The following is a 19,514-nucleotide window of genomic DNA, read 5'->3' on the forward strand; positions in this document are numbered from 1 at the left end:
CTGCCCCTTCAAACTCAAGATTTCAATGCTTCGGCAAGGTTCGCGAGTTTGCCGCGAATCGAGCCATCGATTACCAGGTCGCCGGCGCGGATGATGACACCACCAATAAGGGTGGCATCCTCCGCAGCGTGCAGTCGCACTTCCCGGCCGAGCCGTGCACTGAGAACCTTGGCGAGTTTGTCTTGCTGTTCTTGGTTCAATGCAAAAGCACTGGTTACGTCCACGTCTACCGATTTCTCTTGTTCGGCCTTGTACAGGTCAAACAGAGCGGCGATCTCCGGCAAAAGCGGGAGACGGTCGTTTTCGGCAACGACGTGAATGAAATTCTGTGCCTTGGCATCGAACTTGTCGCCACACACGTCAATAAACGTGGTGGCCTTGTTTGCGCTCGTCAGTCGCGGGGCCTTGAGCATGCTCTGCATAGTGTCGTCTTGCGACACTGCTGCAGCCAGGCCGAGCATGGCTGACCAAGAGGCCAGTTGCTGGTGGGCCTGGGCGTGCTCGAAGGCTGCCTTAGCGTAAGGTCGGGCCAACGTGGTCAATTCTGCCATGATCGCCCTCGCTTAAATTTCAGCAGCCAGTTTGTTTACCAGCTCCGCGTGCGCGTTTTGATCGATTGTGGCACCCAGGATCTTCTCGGCGCCGCCAACGGCCAGAGCACCCAATTGGGCACGCAGCGCGTCTTTGACACTGTTCAGTTCCTGCTCGATCTCGGCCTGAGCCTGAACCTTCACACGGTCAGCGTCGATACGGGCTTTTTCAACAGCCTCTTCGACGATTTGATTACCGCGTTTCTTGGCTTGCTCAATGATTTCGGCTGCCTGAGCTTTAGCTTCGCGCAGTTGTTGACCCGCTTTATCTTGGGCCAACTCCAGGTCGCGAGCTGCTCGGGCGGCAGCGTCCAGTCCATCCGCGATCTTCTTCTGACGTTCGTGCAAAGCCGCGATGACCGGAGGCCACACGAACTTCATGCAAAACAGTACAAAAATGAAGAACGCAACGGACTGGCCAATCAGGGTTGCATTAATGTTCACGCCAACACCTCGCTCGTTCGTTGCACATCACACCAATTACTCGAAGGTTCGAGTGATTAGCCAGCGAGTTGACCAACGAATGGGTTCGCGAAGGTGAAGAACAGAGCGATACCAACACCGATCATGGTGACGGCGTCGAGCAGACCGGCAACGATGAACATTTTAACTTGCAGCATTGGAACCATCTCTGGCTGACGCGCTGCGCCTTCCAGGAACTTGCCACCCAACAGGCCGAAACCAATTGCGGTACCCAGTGCGCCCAGGCCGATCAACAGTGCAACAGCGATAGCGGTTAGACCAACTACAGTTTCCATCTTTCCTCCCGACTTTTACGTCGTATGGTTTAGGTTTTTTAGATTTTAAAGCGGTAAAACAAATCGTTTCATAGCCCTGTTCGGGCACCCACTCGTTTGACCGAGTGGGACATCAGACTAGTCTGAGACTGGTCTTAATGGTTTTCTTCGTGCGCCATCGACAGGTAAACGATGGTCAGCATCATGAAGATAAACGCCTGCAGGGTAATGATCAGGATGTGGAACACAGCCCACGCCCACTGCAGAACTATACCCAGGCCGCTAAGCCAGAGCAGACCGCTGCCGAACATCACAGCGATCAGAATGAAGACCAGTTCGCCGGCGTACATGTTGCCGAACAGACGCAGTGCCAGAGAGATTGGCTTGGCGATCAGTGTCACGAACTCCAGCAGGAAGTTCACCGGAATCAGCAGGGCTTGAAGAAAAATGTTCTTGCTGCCGAACGGGTGCAGGGTCAATTCGCCGATGAAGCCGCCGATGCCCTTGACCTTGATGCTGTAGAAAATGATCAACGCGAACACCGACAGGGCCATGCCCAGGGTAGCATTCGGGTCAGTGGTCGATACGGCACGGAACGGAATGTGCGCATCACCAGTGATCAGGATGGCCAGCTGAGGAATCCAGTCGACCGGGATCAGGTCGACGGCGTTCATCAGGAAGACCCAGACGAAGATGGTCAGTGCCAGCGGTGCAATCACCGGACTACGGCCATGGAAGCTGTCTTTCACGCTGCCATCGACGAATTCGACCAATACTTCAACGAAGTTCTGCAAAGCACCAGGCTGACCGGAAGTCGCCTTCTTCGCCGCCATGCGGAAAAGAAGAACGAAGATCAGACCCAACGCGACCGACCAGCCAAGCGTATCGACGTGGAAAGCCCAGAAGCCCATTTCCTTGGCTTCTGCTGCGGTGTGCGCAAAGCCCCAGCCGCCGTTAGGTAGCTGCCCGAAGGTCAGGTTCTGCAAGTGGTGCTGGATATAGCCCGAAGCGGTTGTCTCTGCCATGGTTGCCTCAAACGCCCTAAGGTCTCGAAAGTCTTGTTCTCATCAGCAGGGGCGCGAACCAGCTGACCAGTTGGGTCAACACGAAGACGCCGAATACAGCTAACGGCGCCAATGGCTTCACACCTGCAAACGTCAATGCAAAGAGCACTGCCGTCAAAATTAGTTTGCCCGCCTCGCCGGCATAAAATGACCGGACGATGGCTTGAGCTGCTCGGGCGCCGGAAAACCGAAATGCCCTGTGAGCGAAATAAACATTGGGCAGCAAGGCTATCAGGCCTCCGCAAAGTCCTGAGTACCCGGCTACGACTCCATGCCAGTACCAAAGCGCCAAAGCGGCCAGTACCAAAACGACAAATTGAGCCAGTAATACCGGAAAAACTGCCAGGCGATGGAACGGCAAGCGGTTTGGCGTGCGGCTCTCCATCGTTTCTACTCCCCAATGATCGGCTGCCAGAATTCAATAACTTGGCATAATTTGTGCCGACAAAATGCGCGCAGAGTATAGGGGCGGTTCTGCCCCTATTCAACTGTCAGGTAGTGATTTCCACCTACACGCTACATGAGGAAATGTTTCAGCGGATGTGTGCAAGCACACCTTGAAGCTCATCGAGGGAGTTGTAACCGATCACCAACTGCCCCTTCCCCTTTTTCCCGTGGCGGATCTGCACCGCAGAGCCTAGGCGCTCAGCCAGTCGCTGTTCGAGTCGAGCAATATCCGGGTCCGGCTTTACCGGTTCAGCAGGTTCCTGTTTGCCACTCAACCACTGGCGAACCAGTGCTTCAGTCTGGCGCACAGTCAGCCCCCGTGCGACAACGTGTCGCGCCCCTTCAACCTGTTGATTCTCCGGTAAACCGAGCAAAGCACGGGCATGACCCATTTCCAGGTCGCCGTGTGACAGCATGGTTTTGATGACTTCCGGCAACGCGATCAAGCGTAGCAGGTTGGCCACGGTGACGCGGGATTTGCCCACCGCTTCGGCCACTTGTTGCTGAGTCAGCTGGAATTCCTGCTGCAAACGCTGCAAGGCGACCGCTTCTTCGATCGGATTGAGGTCTTCGCGTTGGATGTTCTCGATCAGCGCCATGGCGATCGCGGTTTCATCCGGCACATCGCGAACCATTGCCGGGATGGTTTCCTGGCCAGCCTGCTGGCTGGCGCGCCAACGACGTTCGCCAGCGATGATTTCGAAGCGACCGCTGCCGATCGGACGAACCACGATCGGCTGCATCACGCCCTGAGCCTTGATCGACTGTGCCAGCTCTTCCAGGGCTTGTGGGTCCATGTCCCGACGCGGCTGGTACTTGCCGCGCTGGATCAGGTCCAGGGGCAGGTGCTGCAGCTCACGCTGATCTGCCTGCACCGCTTGTTCTTCCAGCGAGCTGACAGTCGGACCACTCAGCAGTGCATCCAGTCCACGTCCGAGACCTCGTTTCTTGACGGCCATGGGGATTCCTTAAGTTGCCTGAGCAGCGGCGGTGCGTGAGTTTTTGCGTTGACGGCGAACCATCTCGCCGGCCAATGCCAGATAGGCAATGGCGCCCCGCGATGATTTGTCGTACGCCAGCGCCGGCATGCCATAGCTTGGCGCTTCGGCCAGGCGGATGTTGCGCGGAATCACCGTGTCGTAGAGCTGCTCGCCGAAGTGTTCCTTGAGCTGCGCCGAAACATCGTTCATCAGGCTCAGGCGCGGGTCATACATGGTCCGCAACAGGCCTTCGACTTTCAGGTTCGGGTTCAGCAGTTCTGCGATGCGCTTGATGTTATCCACAAGGTCGCTCAAGCCTTCGAGCGCAAAGTACTCGCACTGCATGGGGATAATGACCCCGTCAGCCGCAACCAGTGCGTTAAGCGTGAGCATCGACAGCGACGGCGGGCAGTCGATCAAAATGTAATCGTAGTTTTCACGGATCGGCGCCAACGCACTGCGCAGGCGGCTTTCCTTCATCTGCATTTCCAGCAGAACCACTTCGGCCGCGGTCAAGTCACGGTTGGCCGGCAGCAGTTGGTAACCACCGTGCTCGGAGTAGTGCATGGCCTGGGCCAGATCGCATTCGCCGATCAGCAGGTCGTAGACCGAGTTTTCCAGGCTGTGTTTATCCACACCGCTACCCATGGTGGCGTTGCCCTGTGGATCGAGATCGATCAACAGCACCCGGCGCTTGGTAGCGACCAGGGAAGCTGCGAGGTTGATGCAGGTGGTGGTCTTGCCCACACCACCCTTTTGGTTCGCTACCGCGAATACCTTAGCCATTCTTGCTTGTGTTCCCAATCATGCCGTGCGGCGCAGTATCAGCAGATGGCGTTGGCCTTGGCAACCGGGTACGGCCAGGGCGTGTTCGCTATCGAGGTGGAAGTCTGCCGGCAATGCTACCAGCTCATCGGCCGGATGAACGCCCTTCATTGCCAACCAACGTGTATCGGAGTCGCCGAGGTGACGAGTCCAGTTGCTGAAGTTCTCCATGCTGCTGAATGCCCGGGAAATGATCCCGTTGAATGGCCATGCAGGCTGAAAGGCTTCGACGCGACTGTGGATAACTTGCAGGTTATCCAGTTTGAGTTCGAGTTTGACCTGAGTCAGGAAGCGGGTTTTCTTGCCGTTGCTGTCCAGGCAGGTCACTTGGGACTCCGGAAACAGGATGGCCAACGGAATACCCGGCATACCGCCACCGCTGCCAACGTCAAGCCAGCGACCGTTTTCGACGAACGCCATCACGCTCAAACTATCGAGCAAGTGACGGGAAACCATTTCATCCGGATCGCGTACGGCGGTCAGGTTGTACGCCTTGTTCCATTTGATCAACAGGGCCAGATAACCCAGCAGTTGCGCATGCTGGGTTTCTGTCAGTGTCACACCGAGCTGGCGAGCACCTGTGGATAACTCTTCTGCGTGTTGCGAGGTGACCAACGAACTCAAGCGCTTTGCTCCAACTGACGGCCCGCGCCGCGTTTTTTCAAATGAATCATCAACAGCGAAATCGCTGCCGGCGTCACGCCCGGGATACGCGACGCCTGGCCCAGAGTCTCTGGACGGGTCGCACCGAGCTTGCTCTGGATCTCTTTGGAGAGACCGGAAATATTCGTGTAATCGATATCCACAGGCAGTTTTGTGTCTTCGCTGGCCCGCAGACGTGCGATTTCATCCTGCTGGCGATCGATGTAACCGGCATATTTGGTCTTGATTTCGACCTGCTCGGCGACTTGCGGATCTTCTGCGCCCCCACCGGTCACGGCGATCAGCCCAGCGTAGTCGATTTCCGGTCGGCTCAGCAGATTGAGCAAGTTGTATTCGTGGGTCAGCGGCGTACCGAACTTCTCGGAAATCGCATCGCCCTGCTCGGTACCCGGGCGAACCCAAGTACTTTTCAGGCGTTGCTCTTCCAGCGTGATGCTTTCGCGTTTGGTGCAGAAAGCAGCCCAACGCGCGTCGTCCACCAGACCCAGTTCGCGACCTTTTTCGGTCAAGCGCAGATCGGCGTTGTCTTCGCGCAGGATCAGGCGGTATTCGGCGCGGGACGTAAACATCCGATACGGTTCCTGGGTACCCAAGGTAATCAGGTCGTCGACCAACACCCCGATGTACGCCTCGTCGCGACGCGGGCACCAGGCATCTTTGCCCTGAGCACGCAGTGCGGCGTTGGCGCCGGCCAGCAAACCCTGGGCACCGGCTTCTTCGTAACCGGTGGTGCCGTTGATTTGCCCGGCGAAAAACAGACCGCCGATGACTTTGGTTTCCAGGTTGTACTTCAGGTCACGCGGGTCGAAGTAGTCGTACTCGATGGCGTAACCCGGACGAACGATGTGCGCGTTTTCCATGCCGCGGATCGATTGCACGATCTGCAATTGCACGTCGAACGGCAGGGATGTGGATATCCCGTTCGGGTACAGCTCGTTGGTCGTCAGGCCTTCCGGTTCGATGAAGACCTGATGGCTTTCCTTGTCGGCAAAGCGATGGATCTTGTCTTCGATCGACGGGCAGTAACGCGGGCCAATTCCTTCGATCACCCCGGAATACATCGGCGAACGATCGAGGTTGGCGGCAATGATTTCGTGGGTGCGGGCGTTGGTGTGGGTAATCCAGCAGCTGACCTGTTTCGGATGCTGCTCTTTGGAACCCATGAACGACATCACCGGGATCGGCGTATCGCCGGCTTGCTCGGTCATCACCGAGAAATCCACAGAACGACCGTCGATACGCGGCGGTGTGCCGGTTTTCAGTCGACCAACCCGCAGTGGCATTTCACGCAATCGGTGAGCCAGGGCGATCGACGGCGGATCACCGGCACGGCCCCCGGAAAAATTCTGCATGCCGATGTGGATAAGTCCACCAAGGAAGGTGCCAGTGGTCAACACAACGGAATCCGCGAACAAACGCAGACCCATCTGGGTGACAACACCGCGCACTTGTTCCTGCTCGACGATCAGGTCGTCGGCAGCCTGTTGAAATATCCACAGGTTCGGCTGGTTCTCGAGGATTTCGCGGACAGCGGCCTTGTATAGAACCCGATCAGCCTGAGCGCGGGTTGCACGCACGGCCGGGCCTTTGCGGCTGTTCAATACGCGAAACTGAATACCACCTTTGTCGGTAGCCATGGCCATCGCGCCGCCGAGGGCATCGATTTCCTTGACCAGGTGGCTTTTGCCAATGCCGCCAATGGCAGGGTTGCAACTCATGGCGCCGAGGGTTTCCACGTTATGCGTCAGCAACAGGGTTTTTGCACCCATTCGTGCTGAGGCCAGTGCTGCCTCGGTACCGGCATGACCGCCGCCGATGACGATCACTTCAAAACGGGAAGGGAAATCCACCACGCACCTCGTGCCTGCTTCAGTTAGGTAATCAGGAATAGTTTGAGCTCAGGTTTTTGGACCTGGTCGGCAAGTATAGGGACTTCGCCCTTCCTAAAGAACCCTTTGCACAAAATTTAACCAGCTGTGGAAAAGTTGCGGTTATAGAAATTAAAAAGAGAGAAATTTATTAAATCTTTGTTTTTATGTTTATTTCTACTGAGCACCATTTCTGTGGATAGATCTCTACAGGCCTTTATATTCAATATGTACAAAGATTCAAAACCCTGTGCCCATGTACCTATAAGGCCCTTGGATAACCGGTTTAAGCCTGTGGATTAAAGAGGTGGTTATCCACAGGGGCGGTTATCTTCAGTTTTGAGGCCCTGTTATCAACTGGCCTTAGCGGCAGTTATTCACAGGGTTTAATCCACAGAAAAACGCCGAATAGGCAAATCCTGGACGCGGAAAACCCACACAAGCAGAAAGAATCTGCCTGGCACTGGAGGGGAATTTAAGAAAATGAGGAAACAGACAGGCACGAATGGCCTGTCTGGGGGAGCGGAAGGGTTATTTACCGATACAGAAGCTGGAAAAGATTCGTCCCAACAGGTCGTCGGAGCTGAATGCACCGGTGATTTCACCCAAAGAGTGCTGAGCCTGGCGCAAATCTTCGGCCAGTAGTTCACCGGCACCGGCCAGGGTCAGCTGAGCACGGCCGTGCTCCAGGGAAGCATTGGCATGACGCAACGCGTCAAGGTGACGCCTGCGAGCACTGAAGCTGCTCTCAGAGGTCTGTTCGTAGCCCATGCAGGCCTTGAGGTGGTCACGCAGCAATTCCAGCCCTTCACCTGCGGACTTGGCGCTCAGGCTGATGGTGACGTGGCCATCCTCGCTGATTTCCAGGGCAATGGCGTCGCCAGTAAGGTCAGCCTTGTTACGGATTAGCGTGACTTTCGCCGGATCCGGACGGACTTCCAGGAATTCCGGCCATAACGCGAACGGATCAAGTGCCTCGGGAGCGGTAGCATCGACCACCAACAGCACGCGATCAGCCTCGCCGATCGCTTTCAACGCTCGTTCGACGCCGATTTTTTCCACCTGGTCTTCGGTATCTCGCAGACCTGCTGTGTCGACCACGTGCAGCGGCATGCCATCGATGTGGATATGTTCACGAAGAATGTCCCGGGTGGTACCGGCAATCTCGGTCACGATCGCTGCTTCTCGTCCGGCCAAGGCATTGAGCAAACTGGATTTACCGGCATTCGGCCGACCAGCGATCACCACGGTCATCCCGTCACGCAGCAAGGCACCCTGCCCGGCTTCTCGGAGTACGGTGGATAACTCGTCACGCACTTTGTCGAGCATGCTCAGTACGTGACCATCGGCGAGGAAGTCGATTTCTTCTTCCGGGAAGTCGATAGCCGCTTCGACATAAATGCGCAGGCCAATCAGTTGCTCGGTGAGGTTATGCACACGTTCGGAAAATGCGCCCTGCAAGGAACGCAGGGCATTTCGTGCAGCCTGTGCAGAACTCGCCTCGATCAAGTCGGCAATGGCTTCGGCCTGAGCCAGGTCGAGTTTGTCGTTGAGGAACGCCCGCTCGCTAAATTCACCTGGCCGTGCCAATCGACAGCCAAGTTCCAGACAACGCTGAAGCAGCATATCCAGAACTACCGGACCGCCATGGCCCTGGAGTTCCAGCACATCTTCACCGGTGAACGAGTTCGGGCCCGGAAAATACAGTGCGATGCCTTGATCCAGAACCTCATCGTTTTCACTGAGAAATGGGCCGTAGTGGGCGAATCGTGGCTTGAGTTCACGACCGCTGAAGGCTTTGGCCGCAACGCGCGCCAGCGGCCCGGAAATGCGGACGATGCCCACACCGCCGCGACCCTGCGCGGTGGCGACGGCGGCAATGGTTTCACGAGGAATGCTCATAAACCGGTATCCAGACAAAAGTGACAGATAGCAAAACGCCCCACTAGGGGGCGTTTTGAGTGGTTATTCACAGTGTAAATCAGGCAGCTGCTTTAGTAGCCGCTTCGACTTTACGAGTGATATACCACTGTTGGGCGATCGACAGGCAGTTGTTCACGACCCAATACAGCACCAGACCCGCCGGGAACCACAGGAAGAAGAAGGTGAAGATGATTGGCATCAGCTTCATCACTTTGGCCTGCATCGGATCCGGAGGTGTCGGGTTCAACTGCTGCTGGATGAACATGGTTACACCCATGATGATCGGCAGAATGAAGAACGGATCCTTGATCGACAGGTCAGTAATCCACAGCATGAACGGCGCTTGGCGCATTTCAACGCTTTCCAGCAGAACCCAGTACAGCGAAAGGAAAACCGGCATCTGCACGAGGATTGGCAAGCAACCACCCAGCGGATTGATCTTCTCTTTCTTGTACAGCTCCATCATGGCTTGCGACATTTTCTGCCGGTCGTCGCCATGTTGCTCTTTCAGCGCGGCCAGTTTCGGTGCCACTGCACGCATGCGGGCCATGGATTTGTAGCTGGCTGCCGACAGCGGGAAGAAGATCCCTTTGATCAGCATGGTCAGGAAGATGATTGACCAGCCCCAGTTGCCGATCAGCGCGTGGATATGTTGCAGCAGCCAGAAAATTGGCTGGGCAATGAACCACAGAATGCCGTAGTCGACGGTCAGTTCCAGACCTGGGGACAACTCTTTCAACACAGCCTGGCTTTTCGGACCGGCGTATAGAACGGCGCTGGTCTCGGCTTTTGCACCTGGCGCGACAGTCATCGCCGGGGCGGTGTAGCCGATGATGTAGTTGCCTTTGCTGTCTTTACGGGTCTGGACGACGTTATTTTCGCCCTTGGCCGGAATCCATGCGGTCACGAAGTAGTGCTGCAACCAGGCAACCCAACCACCGTTTACGGTTTCTTTCAGCTGAGCCTTGTCCATGTCGCTCATCGACACTTTCTTGTACGGCTCGTTACTTGTCCACAGGGCGGCACCCAGGTAAGTCGCGGTGCCAGTGGCCGTGCTGGAAGAAGGATCGGAGCTGGCATCACGCTTCAACTGCGCAAACATTGCACCGGACCAGGGCTGAGCGCTCTGGTTATCGATCAGGTAGGAAACGGTTACGTCATACAGGCCACGTTTCACGGTGAAACGCTTGATGTAGTTGACGCCGTCCTTGCTGAACTTCAGGTCTACGACCAATTGGTCCTGACCGTCAGCCAGCTGGTAAACCTTCTTCTCCGAGGAATAAACCGGACGACCTGCAGGATTTGCGTCCGGACCGTTGGTGCCGATCAAACCGCTCTGGGCCAGATAAGTCCGTTCGTTGCCGTTATCGAACAGCTGGAATGGAATGTCCGGATGGTCCTGGCGACGTGGATACAGTGGCAGCGTCAACTGGGCAACATCGCCTCCTTGTGGATCGACAGCCAGGTTGAGCACATCCGTTTTGATCTGGATGAGGTCTTTGCTTGCAGCCACTGGCGTTTCAGCAGGTGCAGTGGCACTGGTTTCGCTTGCGGCGCGTGGAATGTCGTCACTGACAGAAGCATTATTGCCAGTCGCCGTATCCGGTAGACCCGGTGCGGTAGTACTGGAAGCAACATTCTGAGTCGGCAGGGCAGCCTGGCCATAGTCCTGGTTCCATTTAAGAACCATAACGTAGGTCACGATTGCCAGGGCGACGATCAGGATCGTGCGTTTGATATCCATGATTACTCGGCCATCGAAGAAGAACGGGAGGTAGGGATAGATGGAACCGGGTCATAACCACCGGGATTCCACGGATGACAGCGACCTAAACGACGAAAGGCCAGCCAGCCACCGCGCAGAAGGCCATGATTTTCTATGGCTTCATACGCGTAGCAGGAACAACTGGGGTAGAAGCGACAGTGACTGGCCATCAGAGGACTAATGGCATAGCGGTAAAACTGGATCGGAACGAGTGCCAGTTTACGCATCGGGACTGTCTACCCCTACAGTTTCGGTTTTGACTGCTGGTACTGGCGTGCTGCGTGCCAGACGCTTCCAGAGTTTGCCGAAATGCTGAATCAATTCGGGGTTTTCTACGTCCCCCAAACCTTTGCGCGCGACGATAACAATGTCCCAGCCGACCAGTGAATCCTGGTGCAGACGGAACGATTCGCGCATCAGACGTTTGAGGCGATTGCGCTCGACGGAGAGCTTTACGCTCTTTTTCCCGATAACCAGCCCGAGACGGGGGTGATCAAGATCGTTATTGCGCGCAAGGAGCAGGAGATTTTTCCCCGGAACCTTGCCGGTAGGGGAGTCAAAGACTGCCTTGAAATGCCGGGGAGTAAGCAGGCGCTTTTCCCGACTGAAGTCCTGACTCACCTCCAGTGCCGGATTATCAAACTGCCAGACGCGCACGACCTTTGGCGCGACGACGCGACAGGACGGCACGACCGTTTTTGGTGGCCATGCGAGCACGGAAACCGTGGGTACGAGCGCGTTTGATAGTGCTTGGTTGGAAAGTACGTTTCATTGTCGTGTTACCTGGTTCGTCCACAACGGGCCGGAATGGCCCCCGTTTTAAGAGACCGGGGATTCTAGAGAAAGCAAGCCTCTAGGTCAATTTCCAACCAGCGTTTCCTTACAAATAGATCTCCAACCGTTTTTCGAGCCGGGGGTCCTGCGCTAGATATAGAAATTAAGAAGGAAAGTATTTAAAGCTTTTCTGTAAAGCTTATAAAAGCTAAGGGCACGATTATCTGTGGATAACTGCCATTAGCCCTTTAAAAACGTGATGTACAGAGAATGACAAGTACCGTGGAAAACGGTGTTCAGCCTGTGCTGCACTGTCGGATAAGCTGTGTGTGAAAGGGGTACTTATCCACAGCGCGGTTATCCACTGAGTTTTGCCCCCACTTGTGCAACGACCTTAGACCCGGTTATCCACAGAGCTTATGCACAGACCGCTGGTCGTCTTTTTTTCGTGTAACGCGCTGATTCTTCTTGGGCAGTGAACAACCTTCGTGTGGATAAGTCGGCGTCTGGTCGGCTACAATGGCGGCTTGTTTTTGCCTCACCGGCTTTCAACTTAGGGGATATCCGTGTCAGTGGAACTTTGGCAGCAGTGCGTGGAGCTTTTGCGCGATGAGCTGCCTGCCCAACAATTCAACACTTGGATCCGTCCACTACAGGTCGAAGCCGAAGGCGACGAGTTGCGTGTTTACGCACCGAATCGTTTTGTTCTCGACTGGGTCAACGAAAAGTACCTGGGCCGCGTCCTTGAACTGCTGGATGAGCATGGCAATGGCACAGCGCCTGCGCTTTCCTTATTAATAGGCAGCAAGCGCAGTTCGGCACCGCGTGCCGCCCCGAATGCTCCGTTGGCCGCCGCTGCCTCACAGGCTCAGGCCGCTCTGGCACCTGCCAGCGCTCCGGCGCCATCCTCGGTAGCCGCCCCGGCCAAGCGTTCGACGCAAAAATTTGCCGAGGTTAATGAAGAGCCTTCACGTGACAGCTTCGACCCGATGGCCGGTGCCAGTTCGCAACAGGCACCGATTCGCGCCGAACAGCGCACCGTGCAGGTCGAAGGCGCGCTCAAGCACACCAGCTACCTGAACCGCACCTTCACCTTCGAAAACTTCGTCGAGGGCAAGTCCAACCAACTGGCACGGGCTGCGGCCTGGCAAGTGGCGGACAACCCGAAGCACGGTTACAACCCGCTCTTCCTTTATGGTGGCGTCGGCTTGGGTAAAACCCATTTGATGCACGCTGTGGGTAACCACCTATTAAAGAAGAATCCGAATGCCAAGGTCGTGTACCTGCATTCCGAGCGGTTTGTGGCGGACATGGTCAAGGCCTTGCAGCTGAATGCGATCAACGAGTTCAAGCGCTTCTACCGTTCGGTGGATGCGTTGTTGATCGATGACATTCAGTTCTTTGCCCGCAAAGAGCGTTCCCAGGAAGAGTTTTTCCACACTTTCAACGCCCTGCTTGAAGGTGGCCAGCAGGTCATTCTTACCAGTGACCGCTACCCAAAAGAAATCGAGGGCCTCGAAGAGCGACTCAAATCCCGTTTCGGTTGGGGCCTGACGGTCGCCGTCGAGCCGCCGGAGCTGGAAACCCGCGTGGCGATCCTGATGAAAAAGGCCGATCAGGCCAAAGTCGATCTGCCCCATGACGCGGCGTTCTTCATCGCCCAGCGTATCCGTTCCAACGTCCGTGAGCTGGAAGGCGCGCTCAAACGCGTGATCGCCCACTCGCACTTCATGGGCCGCGATATCACCATCGAGCTGATTCGTGAATCCCTGAAAGATCTGTTGGCACTGCAAGACAAACTGGTCTCTGTGGATAACATTCAGCGCACGGTCGCTGAGTACTACAAGATCAAGATCTCCGATTTGCTGTCTAAACGTCGTTCGCGCTCGGTAGCTCGTCCGCGTCAGGTCGCCATGGCTTTGTCCAAAGAACTGACCAACCACAGCCTGCCGGAAATCGGCGACGTGTTTGGCGGCCGAGACCACACGACTGTTTTACACGCGTGCCGCAAGATCAACGAACTTAAGGAATCCGACGCGGACATCCGCGAGGACTACAAGAACCTGCTGCGTACACTGACCACTTGATGAACACCAGCGCAGCTTATTAAGGCAAGGGACTAGACCATGCATTTCACCATTCAACGCGAAGCCCTGTTGAAACCCCTGCAACTGGTCGCAGGCGTCGTCGAGCGCCGACAGACCTTGCCGGTGCTCTCCAACGTGCTGCTGGTTGTCGAAGGCCAGCAACTGTCGCTGACCGGTACCGACCTGGAAGTCGAGCTGGTCGGTCGTGTGCAGCTCGAAGAGCCTGCGGATCCAGGTTCCATCACGGTGCCTGCGCGCAAGCTGATGGACATCTGCAAGAGCTTGCCGAACGATGCGCTGATCGACATCAAGGTAGACGAGCAGAAGCTCGTGGTGAAGGCCGGCCGTAGCCGCTTCACCCTGTCGACACTGCCGGCCAATGACTTCCCGACTGTGGAAGAAGGCCCAGGTTCGCTGACGTGCAGCCTTGAGCAAAGCAAACTGCGTCGTCTGATCGAACGCACCAGCTTCGCGATGGCCCAGCAGGATGTGCGTTACTACCTCAACGGCATGCTGCTGGAAGTCTCGGCTGGCATCATCCGCGCCGTGGCCACTGACGGTCACCGCCTGGCCATGTGCTCAATGCAGGCCGATATCGGTCAGCCGGATCGTCATCAGGTCATCGTTCCACGCAAAGGTATTCTCGAGCTGGCGCGCCTGCTGACCGAACCGGACGGCCTTGTCAGCATCGTGTTGGGTCAACACCACATCCGCGCCACCACTGGCGAATTCACCTTCACCTCGAAACTGGTCGACGGCAAATTCCCTGACTACGAGCGCGTCCTGCCTAAGGGCGGCGACAAACTGGTACTCGGTGATCGCCAGGCTCTGCGTGAAGCCTTCAGCCGTACTGCGATTCTGTCCAACGAGAAGTACCGCGGCATCCGTCTGCAACTGGCTAACGGCCAGCTGAAAATTCAGGCGAACAACCCGGAGCAGGAAGAAGCGGAAGAAGAAGTGGGCGTTGAATACAACGGCGGCAATCTGGAAATCGGCTTCAACGTGAGTTATCTGCTCGACGTGCTGGGCGTGATGACCACCGAGCAGGTTCGTCTGATCCTGTCCGACTCCAACAGCAGTGCGCTGGTGCAAGAGTCCGACAACGACGACTCGGCTTACGTTGTCATGCCGATGCGTCTGTAATCATGCTCAGCAGAAGCTAGATGTCCTTAAGTCGCGTCTCGGTCACCGCGGTGCGCAATCTGCACCCGGTGACCTTCTCCCCCTCCCCCCGAATCAACATTCTTTACGGCGCCAACGGCAGCGGCAAAACCAGTGTTCTGGAAGCCATTCACCTGCTGGGGCTTGCCCGTTCGTTTCGTAGCAGCCGTCTTCTGCCGGTCATTCAGTACGAGCAATTGGCGTGCACGGTGTTTGGCCAGGTTGAATTGGCCGAGGGCGGGCACAGCGCCTTGGGGATCTCCCGCGACCGCCAAGGGGAGTTTCAGATCCGCATCGACGGGCAGAACGCACGCAGCGCGGCGCAACTGGCGGAAATCCTGCCACTGCAGTTGATCAACCCTGATAGCTTCCGATTGCTGGAAGGCGCGCCGAAGATTCGTCGGCAGTTTCTCGACTGGGGCGTGTTCCACGTGGAACCACGATTCATGTCTACCTGGCAGCGCTTGCAGAAGGCCCTGCGCCAGAGAAACTCTTGGCTGCGGCATGGTACACTTGACGCCGTTTCGCAAGCGGTTTGGGACAGGGAACTGTGCCAGGCCAGCGCTGAAATTGATGAATACCGCCGCGCTTATATCAAAGCCTTGAAACCAGTCTTTGAACAGACCTTGAGCGAACTGGTTGAGCTCGAGGGCTTAACGCTCAGCTATTACCGAGGTTGGGACAAAGACCGCGAACTGAGTGCAGTGCTCAGTGGGTCCCTTCAGCGCGATCAGCAAATGGGTCATACCCAGGCAGGACCACAGCGTGCTGATTTGCGTCTTAGATTGGGCGCACACAATGCCGCGGACATCTTGTCCCGCGGTCAGCAGAAGCTGGTGGTCTGTGCTTTGCGGATTGCCCAAGGGCACTTGGTCAGCCAGGCCCGACGCGGCCAGTGTATTTATCTGGTGGATGACCTGCCGTCCGAACTGGACGAGCACCACCGTCGAGCGCTTTGCCGCTTGCTGGAAGACTTACGCTGCCAGGTGTTTATCACCTGTGTAGATCACGAATTATTGAGGGAAGGCTGGCAGACGGAAACGCCAGTCGCTTTGTTCCACGTGGAACAGGGCCGTATCACCCAGACCCACGACCATCGGGAGTGAAGGCATTGAGCGAAGAAAATACGTACGACTCAACGAGCATTAAAGTGCTGAAAGGCCTGGATGCCGTACGCAAACGTCCCGGTATGTACATTGGTGACACCGACGATGGCAGCGGTCTGCACCACATGGTGTTCGAAGTGGTCGATAACTCGATCGACGAAGCTCTCGCCGGCCACTGCGATGACATCAGCATCATCATCCACCCGGACGAATCCATCACCGTTCGCGACAACGGTCGTGGCATCCCGGTAGACGTGCACAAAGAGGAAGGCGTTTCGGCAGCCGAGGTCATCATGACCGTGCTGCACGCCGGCGGTAAGTTCGATGACAACTCCTACAAAGTATCCGGCGGCCTGCACGGTGTAGGTGTGTCGGTGGTGAACGCGCTCTCCGAAGAGCTTGTTCTCACGGTGCGCCGCAGCGGCAAGATCTGGGAACAGACCTACATTCACGGTGTTCCACAAGAACCGATGAAAATCGTCGGTGAGAGCGAAACCACCGGCACCCAGATTCACTTCAAACCGTCCGATCTGACCTTTAAGAACATCCACTTTAGCTGGGACATCCTGGCCAAACGGATTCGTGAACTGTCCTTCCTCAACTCCGGTGTTGGCATCGTCCTCAAGGACGAGCGTAGCGGTAAGGAAGAGCTGTTCAAGTACGAAGGCGGTCTGCGTGCGTTCGTTGAATACCTGAACACCAACAAGACGCCGGTCAACCAGGTGTTCCACTTCAACGTCCAGCGTGAAGACGGCATCGCCGTGGAAATCGCCCTGCAGTGGAACGACAGCTTCAACGAGAATCTGTTGTGCTTCACCAACAACATTCCGCAGCGCGATGGCGGTACTCACCTGGTGGGTTTCCGTTCCGCACTGACGCGTAACCTGAACACCTACATCGAAGCTGAAGGTCTGGCGAAGAAACACAAAGTCGCGACCACCGGTGACGATGCCCGTGAAGGCCTGACCGCGATCATCTCGGTAAAAGTACCGGATCCGAAGTTCAGCTCCCAGACCAAAGACAAGCTGGTTTCTTCCGAAGTGAAAACCGCGGTCGAACAGGAAATGGGCAAGTATTTCTCCGACTTCCTGTTGGAAAACCCGAACGAAGCCAAGCTGGTCGTCGGCAAGATGATCGATGCGGCTCGCGCTCGCGAAGCGGCGCGTAAAGCCCGTGAGATGACTCGTCGCAAAGGCGCGCTGGATATCGCCGGCCTGCCGGGCAAACTGGCTGACTGCCAGGAAAAAGACCCTGCCCTTTCCGAACTGTACCTCGTGGAAGGTGACTCTGCTGGCGGCTCCGCCAAGCAGGGACGTAACCGTAAAACCCAGGCCATCCTGCCGCTGAAAGGCAAGATCCTGAACGTCGAGAAGGCACGTTTCGACAAGATGATCTCTTCGCAAGAAGTGGGTACCTTGATCACCGCGCTTGGCTGCGGTATTGGCCGCGACGAGTACAACATCGCGAAGCTGCGTTACCACAACATCATCATCATGACCGATGCTGACGTCGACGGTTCGCACATCCGTACCCTGCTGCTGACCTTCTTCTTCCGTCAGTTGCCGGAGCTGATCGAGCGAGGCTACATCTACATCGCTCAGCCACCGCTGTACAAGGTCAAGAAGGGCAAGCAAGAGCAATACATCAAAGACGACGACGCCATGGAAGAGTACATGACGCAGTCGGCCCTGGAAGACGCGAGCCTGCACTTGAACGAGGAAGCACCGGGAATTTCCGGAGCAGCCCTTGAGCGTTTGGTGAATGACTTCCGTCTGGTGATGAAGACCCTCAAGCGTCTGTCGCGCCTGTACCCACAGGAACTGACCGAGCACTTCATCTACCTGCCGGCAGTGAGCATGGAACAACTGTCCGATCACGCAGCGATGCAGGATTGGCTGGCCCAGTACGAAGTTCGCCTGCGCACCGTCGAGAAGTCTGGCCTGATTTACAAAGCCAGCCTGCGTGAAGACCGTGAACGTAACGTCTGGTTGCCTGAGGTCGAACTGATCTCCCACGGCTTGTCGAACTACGTCACGTTCAACCGCGATTTCTTCGGCAGCAACGATTACAAGACTGTGGTTTCTCTGGGCGCTCAACTGAGCACCTTGCTAGACGACGGCGCGTACATCCAGCGTGGCGAGCGCAAGAAGCCGGTCACCGAGTTCAAGGAAGCCCTTGAATGGCTGATGACCGAAAGCACCAAGCGTCACACCATCCAGCGATACAAAGGTCTCGGTGAAATGAACCCGGATCAGCTGTGGGAAACCACCATGGACCCAAGCCAGCGCCGGATGCTCAAAGTGACCATCGAAGACGCCATTGGCGCAGACCAGATCTTCAACACCCTGATGGGTGATGCGGTCGAGCCTCGTCGTGACTTCATCGAAAGCAACGCCCTGGCGGTTTCTAACCTGGACTTCTGATTCAGCTTTAGGATCACAAAAAAGCTGCCAAATTTATCAATATGCTGCTTTTCGCCACGTTTGAAAAAAGGCCAACCCATGGGGGTTGGCCTTTTTTTTTGGGGAATCTAGCGGGAGCCGTCCTCGTCCAAAGTGCAGGGCGGGAAGGCTGTTCGTGTGTCCAAAATGCGGCGGGTCACTCATCTGCATCCTCCTCCAAGTACCCGTTGCCCTTTGGATTCGAGTAGTTGGTGCAGACTTATATTTTCGCGTATAGGCAACCTCACCTTCATTCCCAACGGACTCATTCAGGTCGTCACAGATGAAGTGATCGGGATGGGAAATCGAGAAGACGTTTCGGCTTCGAAGGACTACTTCAGAAAGCTACACAATCTCTTTGGGCATGGCGCGGACTCAGACCGATCCATATATTGGCTGCCGGCAGCACTGCGACTTTATGAAAACACTCGCTCACCCGGCTGCGCAACCGAAGTCGTTCGACATCCGGCGTTCGGCGCTTTAGGCGGTGGGCGTAGTAACTTGAGCGGTTGATTTCAAATACGTTGCATAGCCAGTCAACCGGCTCATGGACGCTCAGCTGATTGATCAGCGCGTACGCTCGTGATCTTCCGACATCAAGAGCGCGGTAGCCTTCTTTAATATCGATTTTTCCCGTTCAAGCCGGGTGATCCGGGCTTCCAGCTCCTGGATTTTCTGCTGTTCCGGTGTCAGCGCTTTGTCTGCGGGGTAACGCCTTTGCGCTCCTGCTGAACTTGGTCGACCCTACGGCGTAGTGCCGACTCGCCGACGCCGAGTGAACGGCTGGCTTCGATGTAGCTGTAGTTCTGCTTGAGCACGAGTTCGGCAGCCTCGCGTTTGAATTCAGCAGAAAAGGAACGGCGTTGGTTGGTCATCTGACACCTCGATCTGGCGAGCATTCTCGCCTAAATGGGTGTCCGGTTTCATTAGACCACTACAAAAGTCCTCCCCTTCACGATTTCTAAAAATAGAACACCCTTCAACTGTCATGGTCGCGGCACCAGACAGTTTGCTGCTCCCTGCCATCGCCGTACCGGTACACCGCCCGTGATGTTTTCTAATCTATGTGTTCATTAGGCACCG

The 19,514-nt window shown here is 56.1% G+C and carries 18 protein-coding genes and 1 pseudogene; 4 read left to right on the plus strand and 15 right to left on the minus strand.

The window, feature by feature from the left end; translation table 11 throughout:
- Nucleotides 1-14 precede the first annotated feature (14 nt).
- The 14 genes from ACYZTR_RS00925 to rpmH form a co-directional block, all read right to left on the minus strand.
- On the minus strand, nt 15-551 hold the full coding sequence (locus ACYZTR_RS00925; protein WP_309675632.1) for a F0F1 ATP synthase subunit delta: 537 nt from the start codon (nt 549-551) through the stop codon (nt 15-17).
- 12 nt (nt 552-563) lie between these two features.
- The gene (locus ACYZTR_RS00930) at nt 564-1,034 is read right to left on the minus strand and encodes a F0F1 ATP synthase subunit B (RefSeq protein ID WP_008027535.1); all 471 of its coding nucleotides are present in this window, start codon (nt 1,032-1,034) and stop codon (nt 564-566) included.
- A 56-nt stretch (nt 1,035-1,090) separates the two neighbouring features.
- On the minus strand, nt 1,091-1,348 hold the full coding sequence (gene atpE, locus ACYZTR_RS00935; RefSeq protein ID WP_002555987.1) for a F0F1 ATP synthase subunit C: 258 nt from the start codon (nt 1,346-1,348) through the stop codon (nt 1,091-1,093).
- Nucleotides 1,349-1,482: 134 nt separating this feature from the next.
- Nucleotides 1,483-2,352: a F0F1 ATP synthase subunit A gene (gene atpB, locus ACYZTR_RS00940; RefSeq protein WP_282379783.1), complete on the minus strand. Its 870-nt coding sequence runs from the start codon at nt 2,350-2,352 to the stop codon at nt 1,483-1,485.
- A gap of 16 nt (nt 2,353-2,368) precedes the next feature.
- On the minus strand, nt 2,369-2,776 hold the full coding sequence (locus ACYZTR_RS00945) for a F0F1 ATP synthase subunit I (RefSeq protein WP_007948092.1): 408 nt from the start codon (nt 2,774-2,776) through the stop codon (nt 2,369-2,371).
- A gap of 148 nt (nt 2,777-2,924) precedes the next feature.
- Nucleotides 2,925-3,797 (minus strand): ParB/RepB/Spo0J family partition protein, encoded by an 873-nt coding sequence (locus ACYZTR_RS00950; RefSeq protein WP_008027541.1) that lies wholly within the window; start codon nt 3,795-3,797, stop codon nt 2,925-2,927.
- 9 nt (nt 3,798-3,806) lie between these two features.
- Nucleotides 3,807-4,604 (minus strand): ParA family protein, encoded by a 798-nt coding sequence (locus tag ACYZTR_RS00955; RefSeq protein WP_461975694.1) that lies wholly within the window; start codon nt 4,602-4,604, stop codon nt 3,807-3,809.
- Between the two features lie 18 nt (nt 4,605-4,622).
- Nucleotides 4,623-5,267, minus strand: a complete 645-nt coding sequence (gene rsmG / locus ACYZTR_RS00960) for a 16S rRNA (guanine(527)-N(7))-methyltransferase RsmG (protein WP_461975696.1) — start codon at nt 5,265-5,267, stop codon at nt 4,623-4,625.
- Nucleotides 5,264-7,156 (minus strand): tRNA uridine-5-carboxymethylaminomethyl(34) synthesis enzyme MnmG, encoded by a 1,893-nt coding sequence (gene mnmG, locus ACYZTR_RS00965; protein WP_461975698.1) that lies wholly within the window; start codon nt 7,154-7,156, stop codon nt 5,264-5,266. Before mnmG ends, rsmG begins: the two co-directional genes overlap by 4 nt.
- Nucleotides 7,157-7,705: 549 nt before the next feature.
- A complete protein-coding gene (gene mnmE / locus ACYZTR_RS00970) occupies nt 7,706-9,076 on the minus strand; it encodes a tRNA uridine-5-carboxymethylaminomethyl(34) synthesis GTPase MnmE (RefSeq protein WP_461975700.1) in 1,371 nt (456 codons plus the stop codon).
- 79 nt (nt 9,077-9,155) lie between these two features.
- The gene (gene yidC, locus ACYZTR_RS00975; protein WP_461975702.1) at nt 9,156-10,841 is read right to left on the minus strand and encodes a membrane protein insertase YidC; all 1,686 of its coding nucleotides are present in this window, start codon (nt 10,839-10,841) and stop codon (nt 9,156-9,158) included.
- Nucleotides 10,842-10,843: 2 nt separating this feature from the next.
- On the minus strand, nt 10,844-11,089 hold the full coding sequence (gene yidD / locus ACYZTR_RS00980; protein ID WP_074872215.1) for a membrane protein insertion efficiency factor YidD: 246 nt from the start codon (nt 11,087-11,089) through the stop codon (nt 10,844-10,846).
- Nucleotides 11,082-11,483: a ribonuclease P protein component gene (rnpA, locus tag ACYZTR_RS00985; RefSeq protein WP_027926203.1), complete on the minus strand. Its 402-nt coding sequence runs from the start codon at nt 11,481-11,483 to the stop codon at nt 11,082-11,084. Before rnpA ends, yidD begins: the two co-directional genes overlap by 8 nt.
- Nucleotides 11,484-11,499: 16 nt before the next feature.
- Nucleotides 11,500-11,634, minus strand: a complete 135-nt coding sequence (rpmH, locus tag ACYZTR_RS00990; RefSeq protein WP_003213577.1) for a 50S ribosomal protein L34 — start codon at nt 11,632-11,634, stop codon at nt 11,500-11,502.
- Nucleotides 11,635-12,202: 568 nt separating this feature from the next.
- Here rpmH and dnaA point away from each other — a divergent pair.
- From dnaA to gyrB, 4 genes are read left to right on the plus strand one after another with little or no spacing between them, the layout of a single operon-like run.
- On the plus strand, nt 12,203-13,723 hold the full coding sequence (dnaA, locus tag ACYZTR_RS00995) for a chromosomal replication initiator protein DnaA (protein WP_461975704.1): 1,521 nt from the start codon (nt 12,203-12,205) through the stop codon (nt 13,721-13,723).
- Nucleotides 13,724-13,762: 39 nt separating this feature from the next.
- Entirely contained in the window at nt 13,763-14,866 is a 1,104-nt protein-coding gene (gene dnaN, locus ACYZTR_RS01000) for a DNA polymerase III subunit beta (protein WP_461967456.1), read from the plus strand.
- 20 nt (nt 14,867-14,886) lie between these two features.
- Nucleotides 14,887-15,990 carry a DNA replication/repair protein RecF gene (gene recF / locus ACYZTR_RS01005; protein WP_461975706.1) on the plus strand — a complete coding sequence of 368 codons (1,104 nt, stop codon included), beginning with the start codon at nt 14,887-14,889 and terminating at the stop codon, nt 15,988-15,990.
- Between the two features lie 5 nt (nt 15,991-15,995).
- Nucleotides 15,996-18,413, plus strand: coding sequence for a DNA topoisomerase (ATP-hydrolyzing) subunit B (gene gyrB / locus ACYZTR_RS01010; protein WP_461975708.1), 2,418 nt, complete (start codon nt 15,996-15,998; stop codon nt 18,411-18,413).
- Nucleotides 18,414-18,986: 573 nt separating this feature from the next.
- On the opposite strand, the pseudogene ACYZTR_RS01015 reads toward gyrB, so the two are convergent.
- A pseudogene (locus ACYZTR_RS01015) lies at nt 18,987-19,306 on the minus strand (transposase); the annotation flags it as partial.
- Between the last annotated feature and the right edge of the window lie 208 nt (nt 19,307-19,514).

It is taken from the genome of Pseudomonas sp. Hz4 (genome assembly GCF_054898165.1).

Excerpts from the sequence above, each read along its gene's own strand:
- ACYZTR_RS00925 (WP_309675632.1), bottom strand. The coding sequence starts at position 551 with ATGGCAGAATTGACCACGTTGGCCCGACCTTACGCTAAGGCAGCCTTC.
- atpE (WP_002555987.1), bottom strand. The coding sequence starts at position 1,348 with ATGGAAACTGTAGTTGGTCTAACCGCTATCGCTGTTGCACTGTTGATC.
- atpB (WP_282379783.1), bottom strand. The coding sequence starts at position 2,352 with ATGGCAGAGACAACCGCTTCGGGCTATATCCAGCACCACTTGCAGAAC.
- ACYZTR_RS00945 (WP_007948092.1), bottom strand. The coding sequence starts at position 2,776 with ATGGAGAGCCGCACGCCAAACCGCTTGCCGTTCCATCGCCTGGCAGTT.
- ACYZTR_RS00950 (WP_008027541.1), bottom strand. The coding sequence starts at position 3,797 with ATGGCCGTCAAGAAACGAGGTCTCGGACGTGGACTGGATGCACTGCTG.
- ACYZTR_RS00955 (WP_461975694.1), bottom strand. The coding sequence starts at position 4,604 with ATGGCTAAGGTATTCGCGGTAGCGAACCAAAAGGGTGGTGTGGGCAAG.
- mnmE (WP_461975700.1), bottom strand. The coding sequence starts at position 9,076 with ATGAGCATTCCTCGTGAAACCATTGCCGCCGTCGCCACCGCGCAGGGT.
- yidC (WP_461975702.1), bottom strand. The coding sequence starts at position 10,841 with ATGGATATCAAACGCACGATCCTGATCGTCGCCCTGGCAATCGTGACC.
- yidD (WP_074872215.1), bottom strand. The coding sequence starts at position 11,089 with ATGCGTAAACTGGCACTCGTTCCGATCCAGTTTTACCGCTATGCCATT.
- rpmH (WP_003213577.1), bottom strand. The coding sequence starts at position 11,634 with ATGAAACGTACTTTCCAACCAAGCACTATCAAACGCGCTCGTACCCAC.
- dnaN (WP_461967456.1), top strand. The coding sequence starts at position 13,763 with ATGCATTTCACCATTCAACGCGAAGCCCTGTTGAAACCCCTGCAACTG.
- recF (WP_461975706.1), top strand. The coding sequence starts at position 14,887 with ATGTCCTTAAGTCGCGTCTCGGTCACCGCGGTGCGCAATCTGCACCCG.